The following is a 17,498-nucleotide window of genomic DNA, read 5'->3' as shown; positions in this document are numbered from 1 at the left end:
TCGTGGTGAAAACTCATTCGAACAATCGGAATTCAGATGCAACAGCACAACATCGCAACCCAGCGTGCAATCCAACGCGCCAAATCTGCGGACCTTCGCCGTCAGGGCGGTTGGACGCTGGCCGAGGTGGGCGTGGTCATCACTATCGTCATCATCCTCGCTATCGTGGGATTCCCCTCGGTAAAGGGCTTCTTTGTTCAAGGTCGTGTCCCTGCGGCGGCTGGTGAACTGCAGCGGTTCATGTCCACTGCACGAATCATGAGCGAAGGTGACTCGGCCACGCCTTACTCGGCGATCGACAACGCGCAGAACCTGGCGCCGTCGCTGAGGGACTCAACCGTTTTCAAGGTGACCGGGAACACGGTTGCACACCGCCTCGGCGGTACCGGCGTGGGCTCGAACGGGACGATCACTATCGCCCCGGCCGCGCTGGGTGGCGGCGCGGTAGGAAGCGCGTTCTCCCTGACGCTGACGAACGTCAACCATCGCGCCTGCCCTGTCCTCGCCTCCACCTTGAACGGCATTTCCGAGATGATCAGCGTGAACGGCACGGTCGCAAAAACCTTGGGTGCCAACAGCGAGTCGGGGACGTTCAACGCCGTCACCGCCCAAAACCTCTGCGTCAATGGCGACAACAACACCTTCGTCTTCGCCACGCGCTGATTCCCTGGGACTGCGTGTGGGACGTGCCACCGGCACGCCCCGACGGGCTCTCAACGGAGGCGAACCAATGCAATTATTTCAATCACCGCTGCCCTCCCGCGCGCGCACACAGGCAGGCTTTACTCTCGTCGAGGTCACGGTCGCCCTACTGCTCGTCATGTTGCTGGCTGTATTCGCGGCGAAGGAAGTCAGACGCAAAGCAGACGAAGGCGCCGCTGAAGCGACCGGCCGTTACCTGATGCAAATCCGGGGCGCGGTGGTCGATCTGCAGTTAAAGCACGAGGCCTGGCTGCGCGGCGAAGACCTCACCGGACTGCCCGCAGGCTCGTATCCCACGCCTCCAGCTCTAGCCTGGGCCAGCGTGGGAGGTGCGCAAGTGGCGCGGGGCGGGCTCTCCGATCTCACGGCGCTAGGGCTGCTGCCGGCGACCATCCCGCGATACCCGAGCTTGGGAGACGTAGCGCGGTTCATTCTGGTCCGACAGGGTGCCTGCCCAGGCGCTGATTGCCGTACCAGCGCCTTCGTCTACGCCTGCCATCCCATCAACGCAGCGCGCAGCCTCCGACAGAATGCCGGATGCACACCGCCTGCCGCCAACCGTAGCGTTTTCGACCAAGCCCTCCTGAGCAAGGTGGTTCTGGCCGCTGACGGCTACGGTGGCCACGACGCGCGCGGGTCCGCAAATGTACGGGGGCCGCTGATGGACATTCCGCGTGCCTGGTTTGACTTCGGCACAGAGCCAGGGCATGCAGTCATCGCTGCAAGCCTGGACGCCACACCCTTCGGCCAGTTCGTGCGGCATGGTGAAACCCGCCCCGTCACTCTGCATAACACCTTGACAGTGGGAGAGACGATCCAGAGCAACAAAGGCTTGCTGCTCAAAACGTCGGTCGCCCCAGGCGCCGCATGCACGATCGAAGGTCTTTACGCTTCAACGGCCAATAAGATGCTCGCGGTTTGCACGGGCGGGGTGTGGTTTACGCCCTTCGGTCACGTGGTTACTGGGGTGTACAGCAACCTGCCGACCGATGCAGCAGTTCCGGCGCTCACCTGCCCAGCAGGTCAGACGCCGTGGAGGTATGCGTCGATCCAATCCCTAGACGTCACTGTCACGGGGACTGACGTTAACGTTGGCGGTTCGGTCGGAGGGACCATTCAAGGATCAGGTTCGGTCAATGCCGCAGGCTCCGTAACCGTGAACGGCACGTTCGCGGGAAGCTTCCAAAACTCTGGCTCCAGCTATGTTCGGGTGGGCCAGACCGTGGCAATGAGTGGCGACCGCGTAGTTATCTCTCCGGCAGGCGCAAACGCACGCGCCGCCGTCATCCAGGGCTGCAGGAACTAGGCAGTCCCCCACGTGCGTCCACTATGGACGCACTCATCACCTTTGAGGCAAGCATGAATTTCCACACTCTCAAGTGCTGGGGCCGGCGTGCGCTCGCCCTGACTGCGTTGCTGGTGTCCACCCACGCCGCGGCTGCGGCGGACCCGAATGGCAAGCAGGCCGACGTCCAGCTCAAGACGGACCTTACGCTCATGAACGTCCAGGTCACCCAAGGCGCGCCGCTTCCTCCTGGCGGCTGCTTCTCAGGCTATGCCTGGCACACAACTTACGGTGGTTGCCGCCTGGCTCAGTCCCAGTCCGAATCTGCCACTTGCCCCGCGGGCTATACCGGCAGCCGAACTCGGTACCGAACGGCTTACATCTTGCAGGCCAATCACGCCGACGTCGCCTACGAGGGCTGGGGGCCCTGGCAAGACGCATGTGTGGCGGCGCGCCTTCCTGGGGTAGTCGACGCCCTAATAGCGGGGGTCAACGGCGGCCAAAGTGGATGGTCGGACAATCACTCAACCATCGTTACGCCGAACCTTCAGCGCGCCATGTTGGTGTACTACGGCACCCGCTACGGGGTCACGATTCATCGACCCTCGGCCACTTTGAACTGCTTGTTCGCGTCGGGCACCACCGCCGGTAGCGGCAACTCTAACGATCCCATCTGGTACGGCAAGCTGGCGGAACCCGGCGAGTCGGTCGAAGTTAGGGGTGAAAGCGGCTTTTTCGGATACTGCAAACTGTCCAACAGCAATCGTACCGCCGAGCTGTACGGAAGCTGCGACGGCCACACGGGCGGCGATGGAAGCCACTGCATTCCAGCCACTCGTGTAGTCAACATCACGTCCGTGAGCGGTTGCATCGTGACTACCGAGACGCGTGAAGGCCGCAACATCGTCGACGTCGGTAGCTACGACATCTGCCACTAATCTGAGGACCCCAACCATGCAGATCCTGCGGCGCCTGATGGCGCTTATCATTGCTTCGATTCTCCCGGCACTGTCATCTCCGGCGTGGGCGCAAAGCCCCGGTCAATTCGATTATCTGACCGGCGACAAGAAATTGGCCTGCGAAGCGCTCATTTGCCTTTCCAGCGGAGTACGGCCGGGGCAGTGCGACCCGGCCCTCTCGCACTTCTACGGCATCAAGAAGAAAAAGCTGTCCGACACGCTGGATGCTCGCCATGACTTTTTGAAGCTGTGCCCGTCCTCCAACCAAACCAAGGAAATGGCATCACTCGCAGATGCGCTCGCCCATGGCGCAGGGCGATGCGACGCAGGCTCCCTAAACGCGGGCCTCGGCGCCTGGCGAGGGACCAGCGACGACGGATACCCCATCATCAGCAACAAACGACCGGGCTACTGCAACGCCTATGTCTCGCACGAGTACACGTCATTTGATGACGATCTGCCTCGCTACGTTGGAACGCCCGAAGAGCGCGGCTACTGGGTTGAGGCGAAGGACTATGACCGCGAACTCGCCAAGTACGAAAAGGAACTCGCCGAGCGCAAGCAGCACGAGGAGTGGTTACACGGCTCTGGAAGCGGGGGGAATTAGACGATGGACTTTCCCACGCTCGCCCGGCAGTGCGCGCCTGACGTGCATATCAGTACGCTGAGCGCGGTAGTGCGGCACGAGTCTGCGTTCAATCCGCTTGCCATTGGCGTCAACGCCAAGCCGCATCGAAGCATCCGCCCCAAGTCCAAGGAGGAAGCTGTAGAAGCGGTGCGTGAGCTAATGGCCAAGGGGGTCGACTTCGATGTCGGCTACGGCCAGATCAACGTGCGCAACTGGAAGTGGCTGGGTGTCACGCCGGAGTCCATCTTTGACCCTTGCGTGAACCTGGCTTCTGCGCAGCGCGTACTCGTGAATTGCTACCAGCGCGCAGCCAAGCTGCATGGGCCTGGACAGAATGCGCTGTATGCAGCATTCAGTTGCTACAACACTGGCAACCTCACATCAGGTTTCACCAATGGCTATGTCGGCAAGGTTATCGCAGGCGCGGGCCTGGCCGTACCGGCAATCGTGAAGGACGCCGGCGCCATCGCCCACGCCGAACGCAAGGCAGGTAGTTCACCGCCACCCAAGCCATCCAAGCCAGACGCATTCCAAGCGCCCCGCAGAGATGCGTTCGGCACCCGGCGCAACGATGCCTTCACGCCGCAGACCGACGCGGTATTCGGGCGTCCAGTACCGACCTTGCCCACACGTCCGCCTACGCAGTAGCCACGTACCCCTCAACGTGTTTAGCCGCTAAACACCGGAATTTTCCCATCAGCCTCAACAAACGCCTCCCCGCCGACCGGCCGGAAGGCCACACCCATTGGAGTTTCACATGTTTGTCGCTTCCTCTTCCTCCCACATCAAAACGCCGTCCAAGAGCTGGCGCATGCTCACCGCACTGGCATATGCCACCCTGGCAGCGCTCCTCATGCTGCAACCTGAGCTGGCCATGGCTCAGCTCGAGAAGGCCACCAGTGCCACGCAAGCTCTGAAAGACTGGCTTTGGCTGATCATCCCGGTCATCGGCCTCATCTCTGCGGGCATCATCGGCATCCTTTACTCCTTCGACGTGATTCGCAAGGAGACCGCCTATCAGTGGGCGGTGGGTATGGTATTTGCCGGCGCGATCGCTGGCGGCATCATCAAGCTGCTCTTCTAAACATGGCCACCTCGCCTAAGCAGAAGGCAAAAGCCCCCGCCGCAGCCGCCCCAGTTGCGGTGGGGTCCGAAGTGCCGCCCAACCGCTTCCCTCTTTTCAAGGGAGCCACCCGCGTCGCCACCGTCCCGGGTGGAGTTCCGACGCGGGCGTTTGCGGCCCTGGTCTTCCTGACCGTCACGGCGGCGTCCTTCACCCTGTGGGGCTGGCTGCTCTTCCCTGCGCTCTATCCGATCATGGCCATTGTCAGCCGCAACGATGACCGGGCCTTCTGGATCTGGGAGCTTTGGTTGAAGACCAAGATCTTCGCCAAAAACAAGGGCTTTTGGGGAGCAGTTTCGCTCACACCCACGCCCTACAGTCCGCGGCGCCCATGGGCACGCGGGCGCGGAGTTCACGACCGATGAAACAACAATCCACCGTGACGCTGCCGGCGCATGAGCCACCGGTTAGCGAATACGTTCCCTATTCCCACCACGTCACCCCGACCATCGTCGCAACCCGCGACTGGGAGTACCTTTCAGTGTGGCGTATCGACGGCCGTACATTCCAGGGCTACAGCGAAGAGGAACACTATCGCTGGGTCGAGGAGCTGAACAACGTCTTCCGTGGCTTTCCGACTGGATTCGGGATCTGGTCGCACCTGGTCCGGCGCAAGGTCTTCGAGTACCCCGAGAGTGACTATCCGGACCAGTTCTCGCGAGATCATGACGCCGCGTACCGCAAGGTCTTTGCAGGCAAGCCGCCGATGATCAACGAGATGTACTTGACCGTGCTGATGCGGGCGCAGATTGATCCCGCGCTGCGATTGCTCTCGAACTTTGAGAAGCGCACCGCGCGCGCGGCGCTCGCCTGGCAGAACCAGGCCATCGAGCAGCTCGATGACGTCAACCGCAAGCTTCGCGGCTCGCTCAAGCGCTATTCGCCGGATCTCTTGTCCATCGTCGAACGCGAGTCGCCGCAAGACATAGGCGATGAGGAGGCTCCGCGCAGGATGTCGCGGTTCTCGGAGCCCGCGGAGTTCCTGGGCTATTTGCTCAACGGCAAGATGCAGCCCGTGCCGCTGGTCAATGCCCGGCTCTACAACTACCTGCCGACCAGCCGGCAGTTCTTCTCCACGCACGGTGAGCTGGGCGAGATGCGCGGGCCCGACTGGACACGCCGCTATGTGATGTTGGAATTGCGTGAATACCCCAACAACACCAGAGCTGGCCATCTGAACTGCCTGCTCAATCAGCCTCATGAGTTCGTCCTGTCGCAGTCATTCGGGGCAATGTCCAAGGCAGACGGTCTGAAAGCCCTATCGCGCCAGATCAAATGGCTGCAAGACTCGGGCGACTACTCGTCGTCACAGATCGCGGATCTGCACAAGGCGCGTGACGAGTTGGCCGCCGGCCGCTTCGTCATGGGGGATCATCACGCAACGATCCAAGTGTTCGGAGAGGACAACGAAAGCGCCCTTCGCGCGGCTGCAAACATCAGCGGCGCGCTGGCCGATGAGGAGATCATTGGAAAGCTGTGTGATCGCGCTTCCCTGGCGGCATGGGCCGCGCGGCTCCCAGGCAACTGGAAGTGGCGCCCTCGCCCGGCGCCCATCACCTCGCTCAACTTCCTGAGCTTCGCGTCCATGCACAACTACCTCTTCGGAAAGCCCGCGGGCAATCCTTGGGGTCCGGCCGTCACGATGCTCAAGACGACTGGGGGAACGCCCTATTACCTGAACTTTCACGCCTCGCTGGAGGACGTGGACGATACAGGCAAGCGTCGCCTTGGCAACACGTCCATCATCGGGCAGTCAGGCGCTGGCAAGACCGTTCTGTTAGGGCATCTGATCACCCAGGCACGCAAGTTCAATTACACGGGCGTCGTCTTCGACAAGGATCGCGGCATGCAAGTCACGGTCATGGCGATGGGCGGTAAGTATTTCCCGCTGCGCCTGGGCGTCAGAACCGGTTGGAACTACCTGCAGCTGCCGCCCACCGCCTCCAACGTCGCATTCATGGCGAGCATGACGCGGCAACTGGGCGCCAGGGGCGACGAGCCGCCCAGCAGTTCCGAGCAAAAGCAGATCGCCGAGGCAATCGACCACCTGGTCAGCCATATCGACTTGGGGGACCGGTGCCTTTCTACCCTGCTGCAGTTCTTGCCTTCGGCGCCGGCGCCAGATGGCCAGCTCAGCTTGAAGGACCGCCTCAAGCGCTGGTGTGCCGGAAGCGAGAACGGCTGGCTGTTCGACAACCCGAAGGACGAGCTTGACCTCGCAGTCACAGATCTCTTTGGCTTTGACCTGACGGAGTTTCTCGAACAAGGGCCGATCCGGGACGCGGCGATCACATATTTGCTTTATCGGACTGACCAGATGATGGACGGCCGACGTATCGCCCTGTTCTTTGACGAGGTGCAGCACCCGCTGAAAGTGCCGTACTTCCAAGCATCGATGCAGGACGCCAGCCGCACCGTTCGCAAGAAGAACGGCGTCCTGGTGTTCGCAACCCAGGAACCGGCGGCGATCTTGGAGAACCCGGTGGGGCGCTCGCTCATTCAGCAGTCGGCAACTGCCATGTTCCTCGAGAACCCCAAAGCAACCGCCGAGGAATATGTCGAGGGTTTCAAGTTGTCCCCGGCCGTCTTCAAGATGGTCAAGGAACTGCCGCCATTCAGCCGGCAGTTCGTCGTCAAGCAAAACGAGTCTGCCGTCACCGCCGAGCTGGACCTTTCTTCTTGCCCTGAAGCACTGCTGGTGTTCTCCGGTTCTGAAGACCTGGCCGAAATCGCCGAAGCGGCCGTCGCCACCCATGGCGACGATCCCGCGATCTGGCTGCCCCACTACCTCAAACGCGCCCAAGAGGCGACAAGGAGCTAAAAATGACCCAGAAGCACAACGGCAATACCCGCCTGCGCAGCCCCTGGCGCGCACGGGTCACCGCATGCCTGGCCGCCGTCCTTTTCTGCAACGCGCTGGCCCCTGTCCACGCGAGCGGAATCCCCGTGATTGACGGCGCCAGCCTCGCCGACCGCGCAATCAAGCATGTGGAGACGTTGGCCAAGTACGCCGAGCAGATCCAGGTTCTCAAGAGTCAGCTCGAAAGTCAGAAACGCCAACTCGAATCGCTCACGGGCACGCGCAACCTCGGCGACATCCTGAACAACCCGGCGATCCGCAATGCCCTGCCGGCGGACGCACGAGAGATCCTGCGGGCGTCCAGCGGCGGGCTGGGCGGTATCTCAGACGTCGTGGAGCGCATTGAGCGCGAGGAACGTCTGACCGGGAACTACGAGCAAGACAAGAAGAACCTCGATGCGCGCGCCGATAAACTCGCTATCCGCAGTCAGGCGATGATGGAGCAGACCCAGAAAGCCATGACCGCTCGCGTCAAACAGGTGGACCAGCTCCAGGCGCAGATCAACCAAACCCAGGATCCGAAGGCTATTGCCGACCTTCAGGCTCGTCTGTTGGTTGAGCAGGCCAACATCCAGGCCGACCAAACTCGGGCGGATATGCTGACCCGACAGATCGAGGCGGAGCAGGCACTGATGGAACAGCAGGCCGAGAAGCTCGCCGATAGTTCCTTTAGCCTCAGCGCAATTCGGGCGCCGCTTCCGGGAGCGCGGTAATGGCCACCACCGGGGTTAGCCTTGTCAGTCTCGGTGGCATCGCGAACTGGATCGATCAGTCAGTAACCACGATGCTGACAAATGTCGTCACGCCAATGGTCGCATCCGTCACGGCGAAAATCTTGCCGTTTGTCTCGGTCGGCCTTTCGATCTCACTGATCTGGTACGGGTGGCTAATCTGCTCCGGGGCAATTCAAACCCCGGTACTCCACGCTTTGCGACGTGTCGTCAACATTGTGCTCATTGTGGGCATAGCCGGTGCCAATGGCTTTTATCAGCAAAGGATCGTCACCGTGATGCTGGACTTACCCACGTCGGTCGCACAGCTCTTTACCGGCACCGTCAAGACTCCTTCAGAGATGATGGACGATGCCGCAAACAATGGCGCGGAGATCGGCACGAGGCTGCAGGAGCGCGCACCCAGCGGCATCAGAAAGATCGCACAAGCGTTCGTATTTGTCGTCGTGTCGGTCATCATTACGATCATCTCTGCCGTAATGAGCGCGATCGGCATGCTAGTACTTATCACCGTAAAAGTCGGGATGGGCTTAGTCGTCGTGTTGGGGCCACTCTGCATACTGGCTCTGCTGTTCGATGTGACCCGGGATTTCTTTACTACCTGGCTGCGTCAAGCCTTGTTCTATGCAATCTATGCTGGCCTATTTATGGTCGTATTCATGTTCATCATGGGCATGTTCGGCATGCTGCAGCAAGGGCTGTTAGACCTCACAGCAGCGGATCAGATAAACATCTTTTCCATGCTCACAGCCATCGTCTTTTTCATGATGTGTTCCAAATACATGCTTGAACAGGTCTCCACCGTGGCGGCAAAGATTACGGGCGGAGAAGGGGGGGGTATTTCGGTTCCTTTCCTGGGTAGGATCGGCTAACATTGATCCAAACCTACTGCAAGTCATCATCTCGATTTCAAGACAATTTGTGGGAGAACTGATGGCCCCGATTACGCCCCTGGGCAAACCTCTTTCGAGGGCTCCGCTTGTGAGCCAGGATGTGCCCCTATCTCCGTCCCTTCAGACGGGAGCCGAACAACCGATCTCGGCCTTCCAGTGGGTGAGCTTGGCACGCGCGAGCTGGACGTGGATTCTGCGGCCGATTTGGTATCTCTGCTTCAAATGGCCGACGCAGCTATTTATAGCGGGCACAGCGACTACCCAACGCTCGACCGATGTTGGACGCGCGCCTTGGCAGAAAAGGCACTCCCAACAGCAACATAATGAAATGACCCGTTCGATGGTTCGGAACATGAGTCAGGATCGCTAGCGCGGTCAAAGCAATATCAACGGCGCCACTGCCGGTTTCTCACAGGGCACAGCAATCGCTGTGCCCTTCTCTTTGAGCTGCGCATTAGCCAGCCTCCTCTGATTTAAATCCCCTCATCTCCTCGGAGAATCGATGAAGCACGCCATATTGGCCGCGCTCGCCGCGGCTCGCCCTTTCACGTCCGTACGAAACGTGCGGCCCTTCCACCTCGTCGGGCAAAGGGAGGAAGGTCATGTCCTCTGAAGATCCCAAGCTCTCACTGCAGCAAGAACTGGATCGCAACCGTGGCCTGGACCGAGACCTTCTTACGGAATTCAGCGTGTCCAGGGCCAAAGCTTGGCGAGTGGCAACAGCCTTCTTTGTGCTGGCGGCACTCGCTGTCGGTGCGCTGACCGCCCTCCTGCTGAGCTACACGCCCCAACCGCCCTACGTTGTGCGTGTCAATGACGCGACCGGCGAGGTCGAGAACGTATCTCAGGTTGGTGATGCACGGGAAGACTACGGCCCCCGGCTCGCCCGTTACTTCGTCACTCAGTACGTGCTTTCCTGCGAAGGCTACGACTGGCGAACCCTGCAGAACATGTACGACCGCTGCGGGTTGTTCAGCTCCCCTGACGTGCAGAAGCAGTACCACTCGAAGTTCGAGGATGACTCGAGAACGGGCCGGGAAGCCCTGGACAAAAAGTATGGCGAGCACACGCGCCTGGCGATCAGCGTCCGCTCGATCACCCCCGGCCCCAACCAGACCGCCACGGTTCGCTTTACCCGAAGCGAGATCGGCCCCAATCGGGCGCCGAATTCTGAGCAGTTCATCGCCACCCTCGCTTATCGGTTCGTCAATACGCCCATGTCGGAAAGCGTGATCCGTGACAACCCGTTGGGCTTTCAAGTCATTTCCTACTCGACCGCTGTCGAAACGCTGAGGTAATCGTCATGCAAAAAGCACAAATCAACGAACTCGCCCGCCGCCTCGAAGATGTGGGCCGCATGGACAACGCACAGCGCACTGCCCTGCTGCGCGACATTGAGCGCTATGCAAAGAGCGACCTTTACGGCGCCGCCCGCTTGTGCAAGGACCATCTCCAAAAGGATGCGAACCTGCGCCTGCCTACCGCTGTGATGGCCGCTGACCGCATCGGCAAGCACTTCGAAGAGCGGATCCGCGAAGCGCGCCGTCCGGTGGAACTGTACGGGGAACAGGACCGACAAATCCGCCAACCGGAAGACGGTCGCGAGTACAAAGGTCCGATCGTTGGGACGACTCCCAACTGCCTGATTCAGCGTGACAACGAGACAGGCGACCTCATCGTCCACGCACGCAACACGCTGAATCGTTCCTTCGAGATGACCGGCAACGAAGAAGCCCTCGCGATCAGCTATCCGTTCAAGGCCGTCGGAGGCGTCGGCCTGGTGCGCGACGCTGACCATGGTAAGCAGGCCGAGCTGGGCGTCGAGCATCAGCACTCGCACCACCAGGTCCGCCAACGCGAGAGCAACCTCGAGATGGGGCACGCCCGATGAACATCCGCTTCAGGCCTTTGGCCTTGGCGGTGCTGACGGCCGCGCTATGCGCGGTCGCAGCGCCGGCCTGGTCGCTTGACCGCCCTGCAGCTTCGCCCAAGGATCAACGCATCCGCTGGACGGACTATGACGCCGCAGACGTCATTCAGGTCGACACGACGCTGGGTGTCGCAACGCAGATCCAGCTGAACGACGATGAGGACTATGTGACTCATGCTTTCGGTGATTCGGCCGCGTATGACTTTCAGCAGATCGGCAAGCACCTCCTGCTCAAACCTATCGTCGAGCAGGCCGACACGAACCTCCTTTACATCACGACCAAGCGCAACTACTCGTTCCTCCTGAAGTATGAAAAGGCCCGAAAGAGCGGTGGTGTCTTTCGCGTGGTGCTGCGCTACCCCGAGCTTGAGCAGGCAAAGTCGGCCGCCCAGGAAGAGCGTGAGCGCGTTCAGCGCGACCTGGCCACGGCGGACGTCGCCATCAACTGGCAGGCTTACTCGATGAGCGGCGACATCAGCTTGGCACCCAGTGCCGCCTGGGATGACGGTGCGCAGACCTGGCTTCGTTTCGCGCCTGGCCAGGATCTGCCAGCCATTTACTTCGTCGACGCCGACGGCCAGGAGGTCATTGTGAACCGCCATATGGAAGACGAACAAACCGTGGTACTCCATCGCGTCGCCAAACGGTGGCACTTGCGAATTGGCAACCAGGTTCTGGCCGTTCACAACGATGGCCCGCCTGTCGCACGCAGCTTGGCCACCGGGACTGTGTCCCCGCAAGTCGAACGCGTCCTTCGTGAGGAGCCAACGCCATGAAGTTCTTCAAAAGGCGAAAAAGACCCGGTCAAACCATTGACGCCGTGGCGGAGATCGAGGAGCACCAGGCACAGATACAGGGCCGCGGCCGGCCCGATTTGTCCGGCACGGCCAAGCCGATGCAACAGGGCGCAAAAGCGTTCATGTTTCTGATGATCCTGATTGCTCTGATGGCTATCGGCGTAACGGGATGGCGCGCATTTAACTCGCCCGCTGCAGAGGAGGCCGCGCCCGCCGTGCAGGCGAGAATCGAGAACGTGCTTCCCGGCCTGAAGCTCAGACCCGAACCTCCTCCGCCGCCACCTCCGATGCCTGATTCGCCTCTGGCTACGCCTATAGTGCCTGCTCCAATGCAGGCGGAGCAGAAGGGCGCAGTGCCTGACCTTGCACAGGCCGTGACGGTAGACGCAGTCACCCAGCGGCGCTTGGCCAGCGGCCTTCGTGGCACCAAGGGACAAGAAGGCCAGTCTTCCGGGCAGTCCAGCTCTTCCCCTCCGCCAGCACGCGAAGTCGACAGCGGGCCGATGGCCAGCAAACTCACCCCTATGAAGCTCTCGGCATCGCGAGCAGGTTTGATCGGCAACCGAGACATGTTGATCACGCAGGGCTCGATGATCGACTGCGTCCAGGAAACCAAGCTCGTCACTGCGCAGGCAGGCATGCTGAGCTGCTACGCGCCTCACGATATCCGCTCGACCAGCGGTCGCGTGGTCCTGATCGACAAAGGATCCCGGTTCATCGGCTATCAGCAAGGCGTGCTGGCCCAGGGCCAGCCGCGCGTGGGCGTCGTATGGTCGCGGCTGGAAACGCCCAAGGGTGTTGTCATCCACCTGGATTCGCCTGGCACCGGCCCCTTGGGTGAGGCAGGCCTGGACGGCTTCATCGACACGCACTTCGCTGAGCGGTTCGGCGGTGCCATCCTGGTCAGCTTGATCAGCGATCTGGGCACGTGGGCTACCTCACGTGGCAGCAGCGACAACGGGCAAGTGCAATTCAACACGACGGGCGACGCGGCTACCAACGCGGTTACCACGGTGCTGGATAACACCATCAACATTCCGCCGACGCTATACCGCAACCAGGGAGGCCGGTTGGGGATCTATGTCGCTCGCGACCTGGACTTCAGTTCTGTTTACACGCTCCGGTCCGTCCCGCGGTAGCAGCGCAGTCGCCGGCACTGCCAATGCTGCGAAGCTGACCGAAGCTTCCAACGCATCCTCCGTTAGGCCTGCCTGACCTTCGGGTCTCGGCGGGCCAGACGCATTAATTGGATTCCCTATGAAAGACTCCTCCGGTGCACCGCCCGTCGACTCGGGCGGGCGCGACACAGCGTTGCGCCAGATGATGCGTCCCATCTCTGGCTACATGGCCGACGACGCTGTCCGCGAGATCACCATCACCCGGCCTGGCGTTATCTTTACGCGCTCTCAAGGGCGATGGCATGAGCGCCACGATCCGAAGCTGACCTTCAGCTTTCTGGAAGCGTTGGTGAGCGCCATGGCCAGCTACAACAACGTCAACTTCACGCCAATCATGTCGCTGCTGCTGCCGGACGGGGAGCGCGCTCAGGTTGCCCAGCCGCCTGCGGTGATCGACGGCGCACTCTCGATCAACATTCGCAAGCACAGCAGTGTCGTGAAGACGCTGGACGAGCTGGCCGCAGAAGGGGCCTTCGCCAACTGGGTCAATGTGAGTGGTCTGACGGGACACCTCGACAACCTGACCGACAACGACAAGGAATTGCTCGACCTTCTGACAGCGAGGGATATGTTGCAGTTTCTGCGACGCGCAGTCCTTCAATGCCGCAACATCATTGTCGCGGGCAAGACCGGCTCAGGAAAGACGACGTTCGCGCGCAGCCTCATCGACTGCGTGCCCTCCCTCGAACGCCTCTTGACCATCGAAGACGTGCACGAGCTCTTCCTGCCTAACCATCCCAATCGCGTGCACATGATCTACGGCAAAGGTGCGGGCCGAATGTCGGCGACAGAGTGCATCGAGGCCGCCATGCGCAGCTCGCCCGATCGGATATTCCTGTCCGAGCTGCGCGGCCCGGAAGCGTGGGACTACCTGAACGCTCTGAATACTGGCCACCCTGGATCTGTCACGACCACGCACGCCAACAGTGCGCCCGATTCGTTTGAACGCGTCGCGCTCCTCGTCAAGCAGTCCACGGCCGGCAATCAGATGGATCTCGACACCATTCGGCGCTACCTGTTTTCCACGCTGGATATCTCGCTGTACTTCGCCGACTACAAGCTGACGCAGGTGTATTTCAACCCTGGGCGGGTGCTATGAACAAACGCATAGACGTCGAAATCCCGTTCAGAGCGCCGGTGGGGCAGCCGGGTGTTCTACGGCTCCAGCACGAGTGCGGCAAAGGCCAAACCGCACTTCTAGCCATGGATGGCTGTGGCATGCCTGGCGCGCCGACTGCGTCCGCCTCACTTACCACTGCCGACATGCACCAGCTTGTGGATGGCTTGATGGACGCGATCTACGCAATCGAGCGGCAAGAGCGGCTGTGAGTTTAAAACTTGCGTTCGGCTCATGCGTGTAAGTAGCTCTCGCTGGCGCGAGTAGCCCGTTTGCAGGTCACGTGGCGCCCTGGACGCAGCCACAGGTGCTTTGCACCGTCGCTTCCTGGTTCAACCCTCTTCTTCACCTGGCGAGCGCTTCGCTCGCAGCCGAGTAAAATCCATGATTAAAGAACTCGATCTTTCACTTCCGTTCCGGTTCACCGTTATTGCGTTTTGTCTGCTGCTTGTTTTCGTCATTGGTATGGCGAGCGGCATGCAGATGCCTGTTTTCGGGATATCTGCCGGGGTAGTCGCCGCCATGATGTACGTCACGGCGGTGAGTTACGACCGCCGTCTGAAGGCACGCGTCACCCAGCCGCGGCCCATCGTCTGGAAGGTCACTGTGAACGGGATATCGGTCGGGACAATGGCCGACAGGCATTACGCCGCTATTCAGCGCAGCGTTCTCCGTAATAGCGGTGTCGCCGTCGAGCAACTTATGTCCTCTTCGAAGTGGTCGGCCGCCCTCGCTGCGAAGATGTTGCTCATCTGGCCCCTAGTTCTCTTCTGGCTACTGGCACTTCTTGCAATGGCCTTTCCCAATGAAGCGGTACCTATGCTGCAGGAGCTATCGGCGGAGTGGCACGCACGCGCATGGGGCAGCGCAACGCTGACGAATATTGTCGGCATCACCGGCGCGATTTCCATTTTCTTGGCATACCTTTCCATGCCGCCGCGTGTGCGCTCTCGCTACAAGCAGGCCACCGACGCCTTGCTACGCCTGCACTTCAACACGGCCGCCGACGGTGACGTGCAAGTTCATCGGCTTCCGGCCTATACAAACCATGCAAGCCGTACTTGAGCATATGCGCAGCGCCTTTCGCCGGAGGATGCAAGCACGCCTCTTCAAAGGATCGTTGCGGCCACACACCGAAGCGCTAGCGCTCGATGTCATCGATCCGCGCGTCCGTGCACTGGTTGCGGCGTTCAACGTCGACGGCGTCGTCTCATCAGTAAGCAGCTGCGAAGGACATCGGCTGTGGCGCCTGCCGACGCGTCGGACGCCCTTCGTTATGTTCCGTACGGATGTCGCTCGGTCCGCGCGCCTCGCGGGTAGGATCCTGCTTGATTATGGGCAGGCGTGCGAGCTGCAGCACTATTGGGCCATCGACGCAATGTTCGATGCCAACGGCGAGCTCGTCTTCCATCTTCACTGCCCGGACTCCCGATTCCAACGCCAAAAGGTGGACGCCGACTTTATGCTCCTCGCGCATTGGGCTCGAGACGTCTTTCAAGGCCACCCCGCCCAGCAAGCCTGAAGTCCCGGCCGAGCTCGAGGCGCCATCCGAGCGAGCGCGCCAGCGAAGGCGGCCAGCGCGCACTCTGTCCTCTCTGTTTCGTAATCCCAGCGCGCCCGGCCAAGTCCGGGCTTGCGCTGCCGTCGGCGGACCATTCACACCGCCCCGACGCCAATTTCACCCGGAGACTTCCATGACCCGAGCGAACCGCAAACGCGGCGCGCAGGAAGCACGCACCCGCATGGCCTACAAGATCATGCAAAGCGTCTTCGACCGCTGCCGCGCCGAAGGCCTCAGCGCCGAACAAACCCACCAGGCCATCAAGGACGCGTACCCCTGGGGCGAGCGCCGTGCCTGGCCCTACAAAGCGTGGCTGATGGCCCGCCGCGAGTTCTACGAAGCACACGGCCTGCCCCTGCGTGCACGTCGTTCCATTGCTGAATCTCTGGAGGCTGACTCGTGATCGGCAAGCTGTACCCGCACCATCCATTACCCGGCAAAACCTCGAAGCAACGCAAGGGACGAACATGAGCGTCGAAGCATCCAAATGGGCCAGAATGGCCGACGTCCAGAAATCCTCATCCAAGCTCGTGTTGCTCAACTTGGCGCAGCTCGTCCGGTACGATGCCGAGCATTGGACCGTTTTCGCATCAATCGACTACCTGGCCAAGGTCACGCATCTGAATCGCAAGACGGTCATCGAGGCGCTTGGTCGGCTTCGCGAACTGGGCGCGATACAGGACACCGGGCGGCGTGCGGGCGACAATCGCAGCAGCATCATCTATCGCTTGTGCCCGAATGCGGTCCCGCTGATCGATCTAGCGGCCACCGGTGCTGTCGCCGGCGGCGAGGCTCAGGCGGCGCAGCAAGACTTGGGCCTGCAGGACGAGGGAGACGATGCCCCCGCGGCCGCGCCGCCAGTCGACAACCCGCCACCGTTGGACCAACGGCAGCCGGGCGATCGGGATGGAGCCGGTATTGACGGCATGTCCGAGGGGTTGCCCAGAGAGGGCGTCATGACCTCAGCAGGCGACTCCAGCCCCACCCACGACAGTTCTCGGAATTCCGCTCCCGCGACGTATGCAGCCACCGGCAAGGCGGCGAAGGGCTCCCGGAAAAAAGGCCGAAGGCGCCAGCCCGAAGCGCGCGGTGCCGGCGCCGGTGCCACCAGGCTCCCGGTGACCTGGACACTGCCGGAGCGATGGCGAAGCTGGACGCAGGAACAGCGGCCGCTCTGGACGCACGAGAAGATCGACGCCATGGCCGCCACATTCAGCGCCTACATGAGATCCAGGCCCGGCGAGCTGGGCACGTCGCCCGATTGGTTCGAGTCGTGGCGGCTTTGGGTTTTCCGAGAGCGCGAGCCCGGCGAAGCCGCCGGCGCGGCGTGGCAGAACAGTTGGACCGGCATCGTGGCCACGGGCAAGAAGCTGGGCGTGGAACAGGCCCCGAACGAGCCACCTCCCCATTTCAAGGCGCGCGTGTTCCAGGCCGCTGGGCTCGTGCCGTCCCATTAGAAATTGTCCACAGCCTGGCCCAGTATCGGGACCAGTCCCAATTTTGGGCCTAGCCCGAAAAGTACTTTTTGCCCGTCCCAGTTTCTGCTTTCGCCAGTACCGAAAACGGCTTTTTGCCAGTACCGAAAACGGTACCCAATAGGTATATATAGGTTTTATAGGTTTTAGAGAGAGTCGCGCGCGAGGCGCTGGCTCATCGCGAACGCCGATCCGCCTACCCTCCGATCGCTGCGCTCCCTCCGCCCCGACGCCTGCGGCGCCGGCCTGAACCCATAGC

Annotated in this window: 19 protein-coding genes; all 19 read left to right on the top strand. The window is 61.3% G+C overall.

Annotated elements, in window-relative coordinates; all coding sequences use genetic code 11:
* Positions 1-36: 36 nt before the first annotated feature.
* Complete coding sequence (locus tag KVT32_RS22130; protein WP_152383461.1) at positions 37-663, top strand: type 4 pilus major pilin; 627 nt, start codon at positions 37-39, stop codon at positions 661-663.
* A 67-nt stretch (positions 664-730) separates the two neighbouring features.
* Entirely contained in the window at positions 731-2,008 is a 1,278-nt protein-coding gene (locus KVT32_RS22125; protein WP_175157418.1) for a prepilin-type N-terminal cleavage/methylation domain-containing protein, read from the top strand.
* Between the two features lie 23 nt (positions 2,009-2,031).
* Positions 2,032-2,925 carry a hypothetical protein gene (locus KVT32_RS22120; protein ID WP_152383459.1) on the top strand — a complete coding sequence of 298 codons (894 nt, stop codon included), beginning with the start codon at positions 2,032-2,034 and terminating at the stop codon, positions 2,923-2,925.
* Positions 2,926-2,941: 16 nt separating this feature from the next.
* Entirely contained in the window at positions 2,942-3,553 is a 612-nt protein-coding gene (locus KVT32_RS22115; RefSeq protein ID WP_227741356.1) for a TrbM/KikA/MpfK family conjugal transfer protein, read from the top strand.
* A gap of 3 nt (positions 3,554-3,556) precedes the next feature.
* The gene (locus tag KVT32_RS22110) at positions 3,557-4,222 is read left to right on the top strand and encodes a lytic transglycosylase domain-containing protein (RefSeq protein WP_152383458.1); all 666 of its coding nucleotides are present in this window, start codon (positions 3,557-3,559) and stop codon (positions 4,220-4,222) included.
* A 109-nt stretch (positions 4,223-4,331) separates the two neighbouring features.
* Positions 4,332-4,658, top strand: a complete 327-nt coding sequence (locus KVT32_RS22105; RefSeq protein ID WP_152383457.1) for a TrbC/VirB2 family protein — start codon at positions 4,332-4,334, stop codon at positions 4,656-4,658.
* 2 nt (positions 4,659-4,660) lie between these two features.
* Positions 4,661-5,062, top strand: coding sequence for a type IV secretion system protein VirB3 (locus KVT32_RS22100; protein ID WP_082900587.1), 402 nt, complete (start codon positions 4,661-4,663; stop codon positions 5,060-5,062).
* Positions 5,059-7,518: a VirB4 family type IV secretion/conjugal transfer ATPase gene (locus KVT32_RS22095; protein ID WP_152383456.1), complete on the top strand. Its 2,460-nt coding sequence runs from the start codon at positions 5,059-5,061 to the stop codon at positions 7,516-7,518. Before KVT32_RS22100 ends, KVT32_RS22095 begins: the two co-directional genes overlap by 4 nt.
* Positions 7,519-7,520: 2 nt before the next feature.
* On the top strand, positions 7,521-8,270 hold the full coding sequence (gene virB5 / locus KVT32_RS22090) for a P-type DNA transfer protein VirB5 (RefSeq protein ID WP_152383455.1): 750 nt from the start codon (positions 7,521-7,523) through the stop codon (positions 8,268-8,270).
* The gene (locus KVT32_RS22085) at positions 8,270-9,160 is read left to right on the top strand and encodes a type IV secretion system protein (RefSeq protein WP_152383454.1); all 891 of its coding nucleotides are present in this window, start codon (positions 8,270-8,272) and stop codon (positions 9,158-9,160) included. Before virB5 ends, KVT32_RS22085 begins: the two co-directional genes overlap by 1 nt.
* Positions 9,161-9,783: 623 nt before the next feature.
* Complete coding sequence (locus KVT32_RS22080) at positions 9,784-10,479, top strand: virB8 family protein (protein WP_152383453.1); 696 nt, start codon at positions 9,784-9,786, stop codon at positions 10,477-10,479.
* A 5-nt stretch (positions 10,480-10,484) separates the two neighbouring features.
* Complete coding sequence (locus KVT32_RS22075; protein WP_152383452.1) at positions 10,485-11,072, top strand: hypothetical protein; 588 nt, start codon at positions 10,485-10,487, stop codon at positions 11,070-11,072.
* The gene (locus KVT32_RS22070) at positions 11,069-11,887 is read left to right on the top strand and encodes a TrbG/VirB9 family P-type conjugative transfer protein (RefSeq protein ID WP_217618855.1); all 819 of its coding nucleotides are present in this window, start codon (positions 11,069-11,071) and stop codon (positions 11,885-11,887) included. The genes KVT32_RS22075 and KVT32_RS22070 overlap by 4 nt, the downstream gene beginning before the upstream one ends.
* On the top strand, positions 11,884-13,047 hold the full coding sequence (gene virB10 / locus KVT32_RS22065; RefSeq protein ID WP_152383450.1) for a type IV secretion system protein VirB10: 1,164 nt from the start codon (positions 11,884-11,886) through the stop codon (positions 13,045-13,047). The genes KVT32_RS22070 and virB10 overlap by 4 nt, the downstream gene beginning before the upstream one ends.
* Positions 13,048-13,165: 118 nt before the next feature.
* The gene (virB11, locus tag KVT32_RS22060; RefSeq protein WP_152383449.1) at positions 13,166-14,185 is read left to right on the top strand and encodes a P-type DNA transfer ATPase VirB11; all 1,020 of its coding nucleotides are present in this window, start codon (positions 13,166-13,168) and stop codon (positions 14,183-14,185) included.
* Positions 14,186-14,587: 402 nt separating this feature from the next.
* Complete coding sequence (locus tag KVT32_RS22055) at positions 14,588-15,268, top strand: hypothetical protein (protein WP_152383448.1); 681 nt, start codon at positions 14,588-14,590, stop codon at positions 15,266-15,268.
* A complete protein-coding gene (locus tag KVT32_RS22050; RefSeq protein ID WP_152383447.1) occupies positions 15,252-15,725 on the top strand; it encodes a hypothetical protein in 474 nt (157 codons plus the stop codon). Before KVT32_RS22055 ends, KVT32_RS22050 begins: the two co-directional genes overlap by 17 nt.
* Before the next feature lie 172 nt (positions 15,726-15,897).
* Complete coding sequence (locus KVT32_RS22045) at positions 15,898-16,167, top strand: hypothetical protein (RefSeq protein WP_152383446.1); 270 nt, start codon at positions 15,898-15,900, stop codon at positions 16,165-16,167.
* A gap of 64 nt (positions 16,168-16,231) precedes the next feature.
* Positions 16,232-17,221, top strand: a complete 990-nt coding sequence (locus tag KVT32_RS22040; RefSeq protein WP_152383445.1) for a helix-turn-helix domain-containing protein — start codon at positions 16,232-16,234, stop codon at positions 17,219-17,221.
* Positions 17,222-17,498 lie beyond the last annotated feature (277 nt).

Source organism: Achromobacter sp. GbtcB20 (assembly GCF_019091095.1).
Taxonomy (GTDB): domain Bacteria; phylum Pseudomonadota; class Gammaproteobacteria; order Burkholderiales; family Burkholderiaceae_B; genus Achromobacter; species Achromobacter mucicolens.
This window is presented reverse-complemented; position numbering and strand designations above follow the sequence as displayed.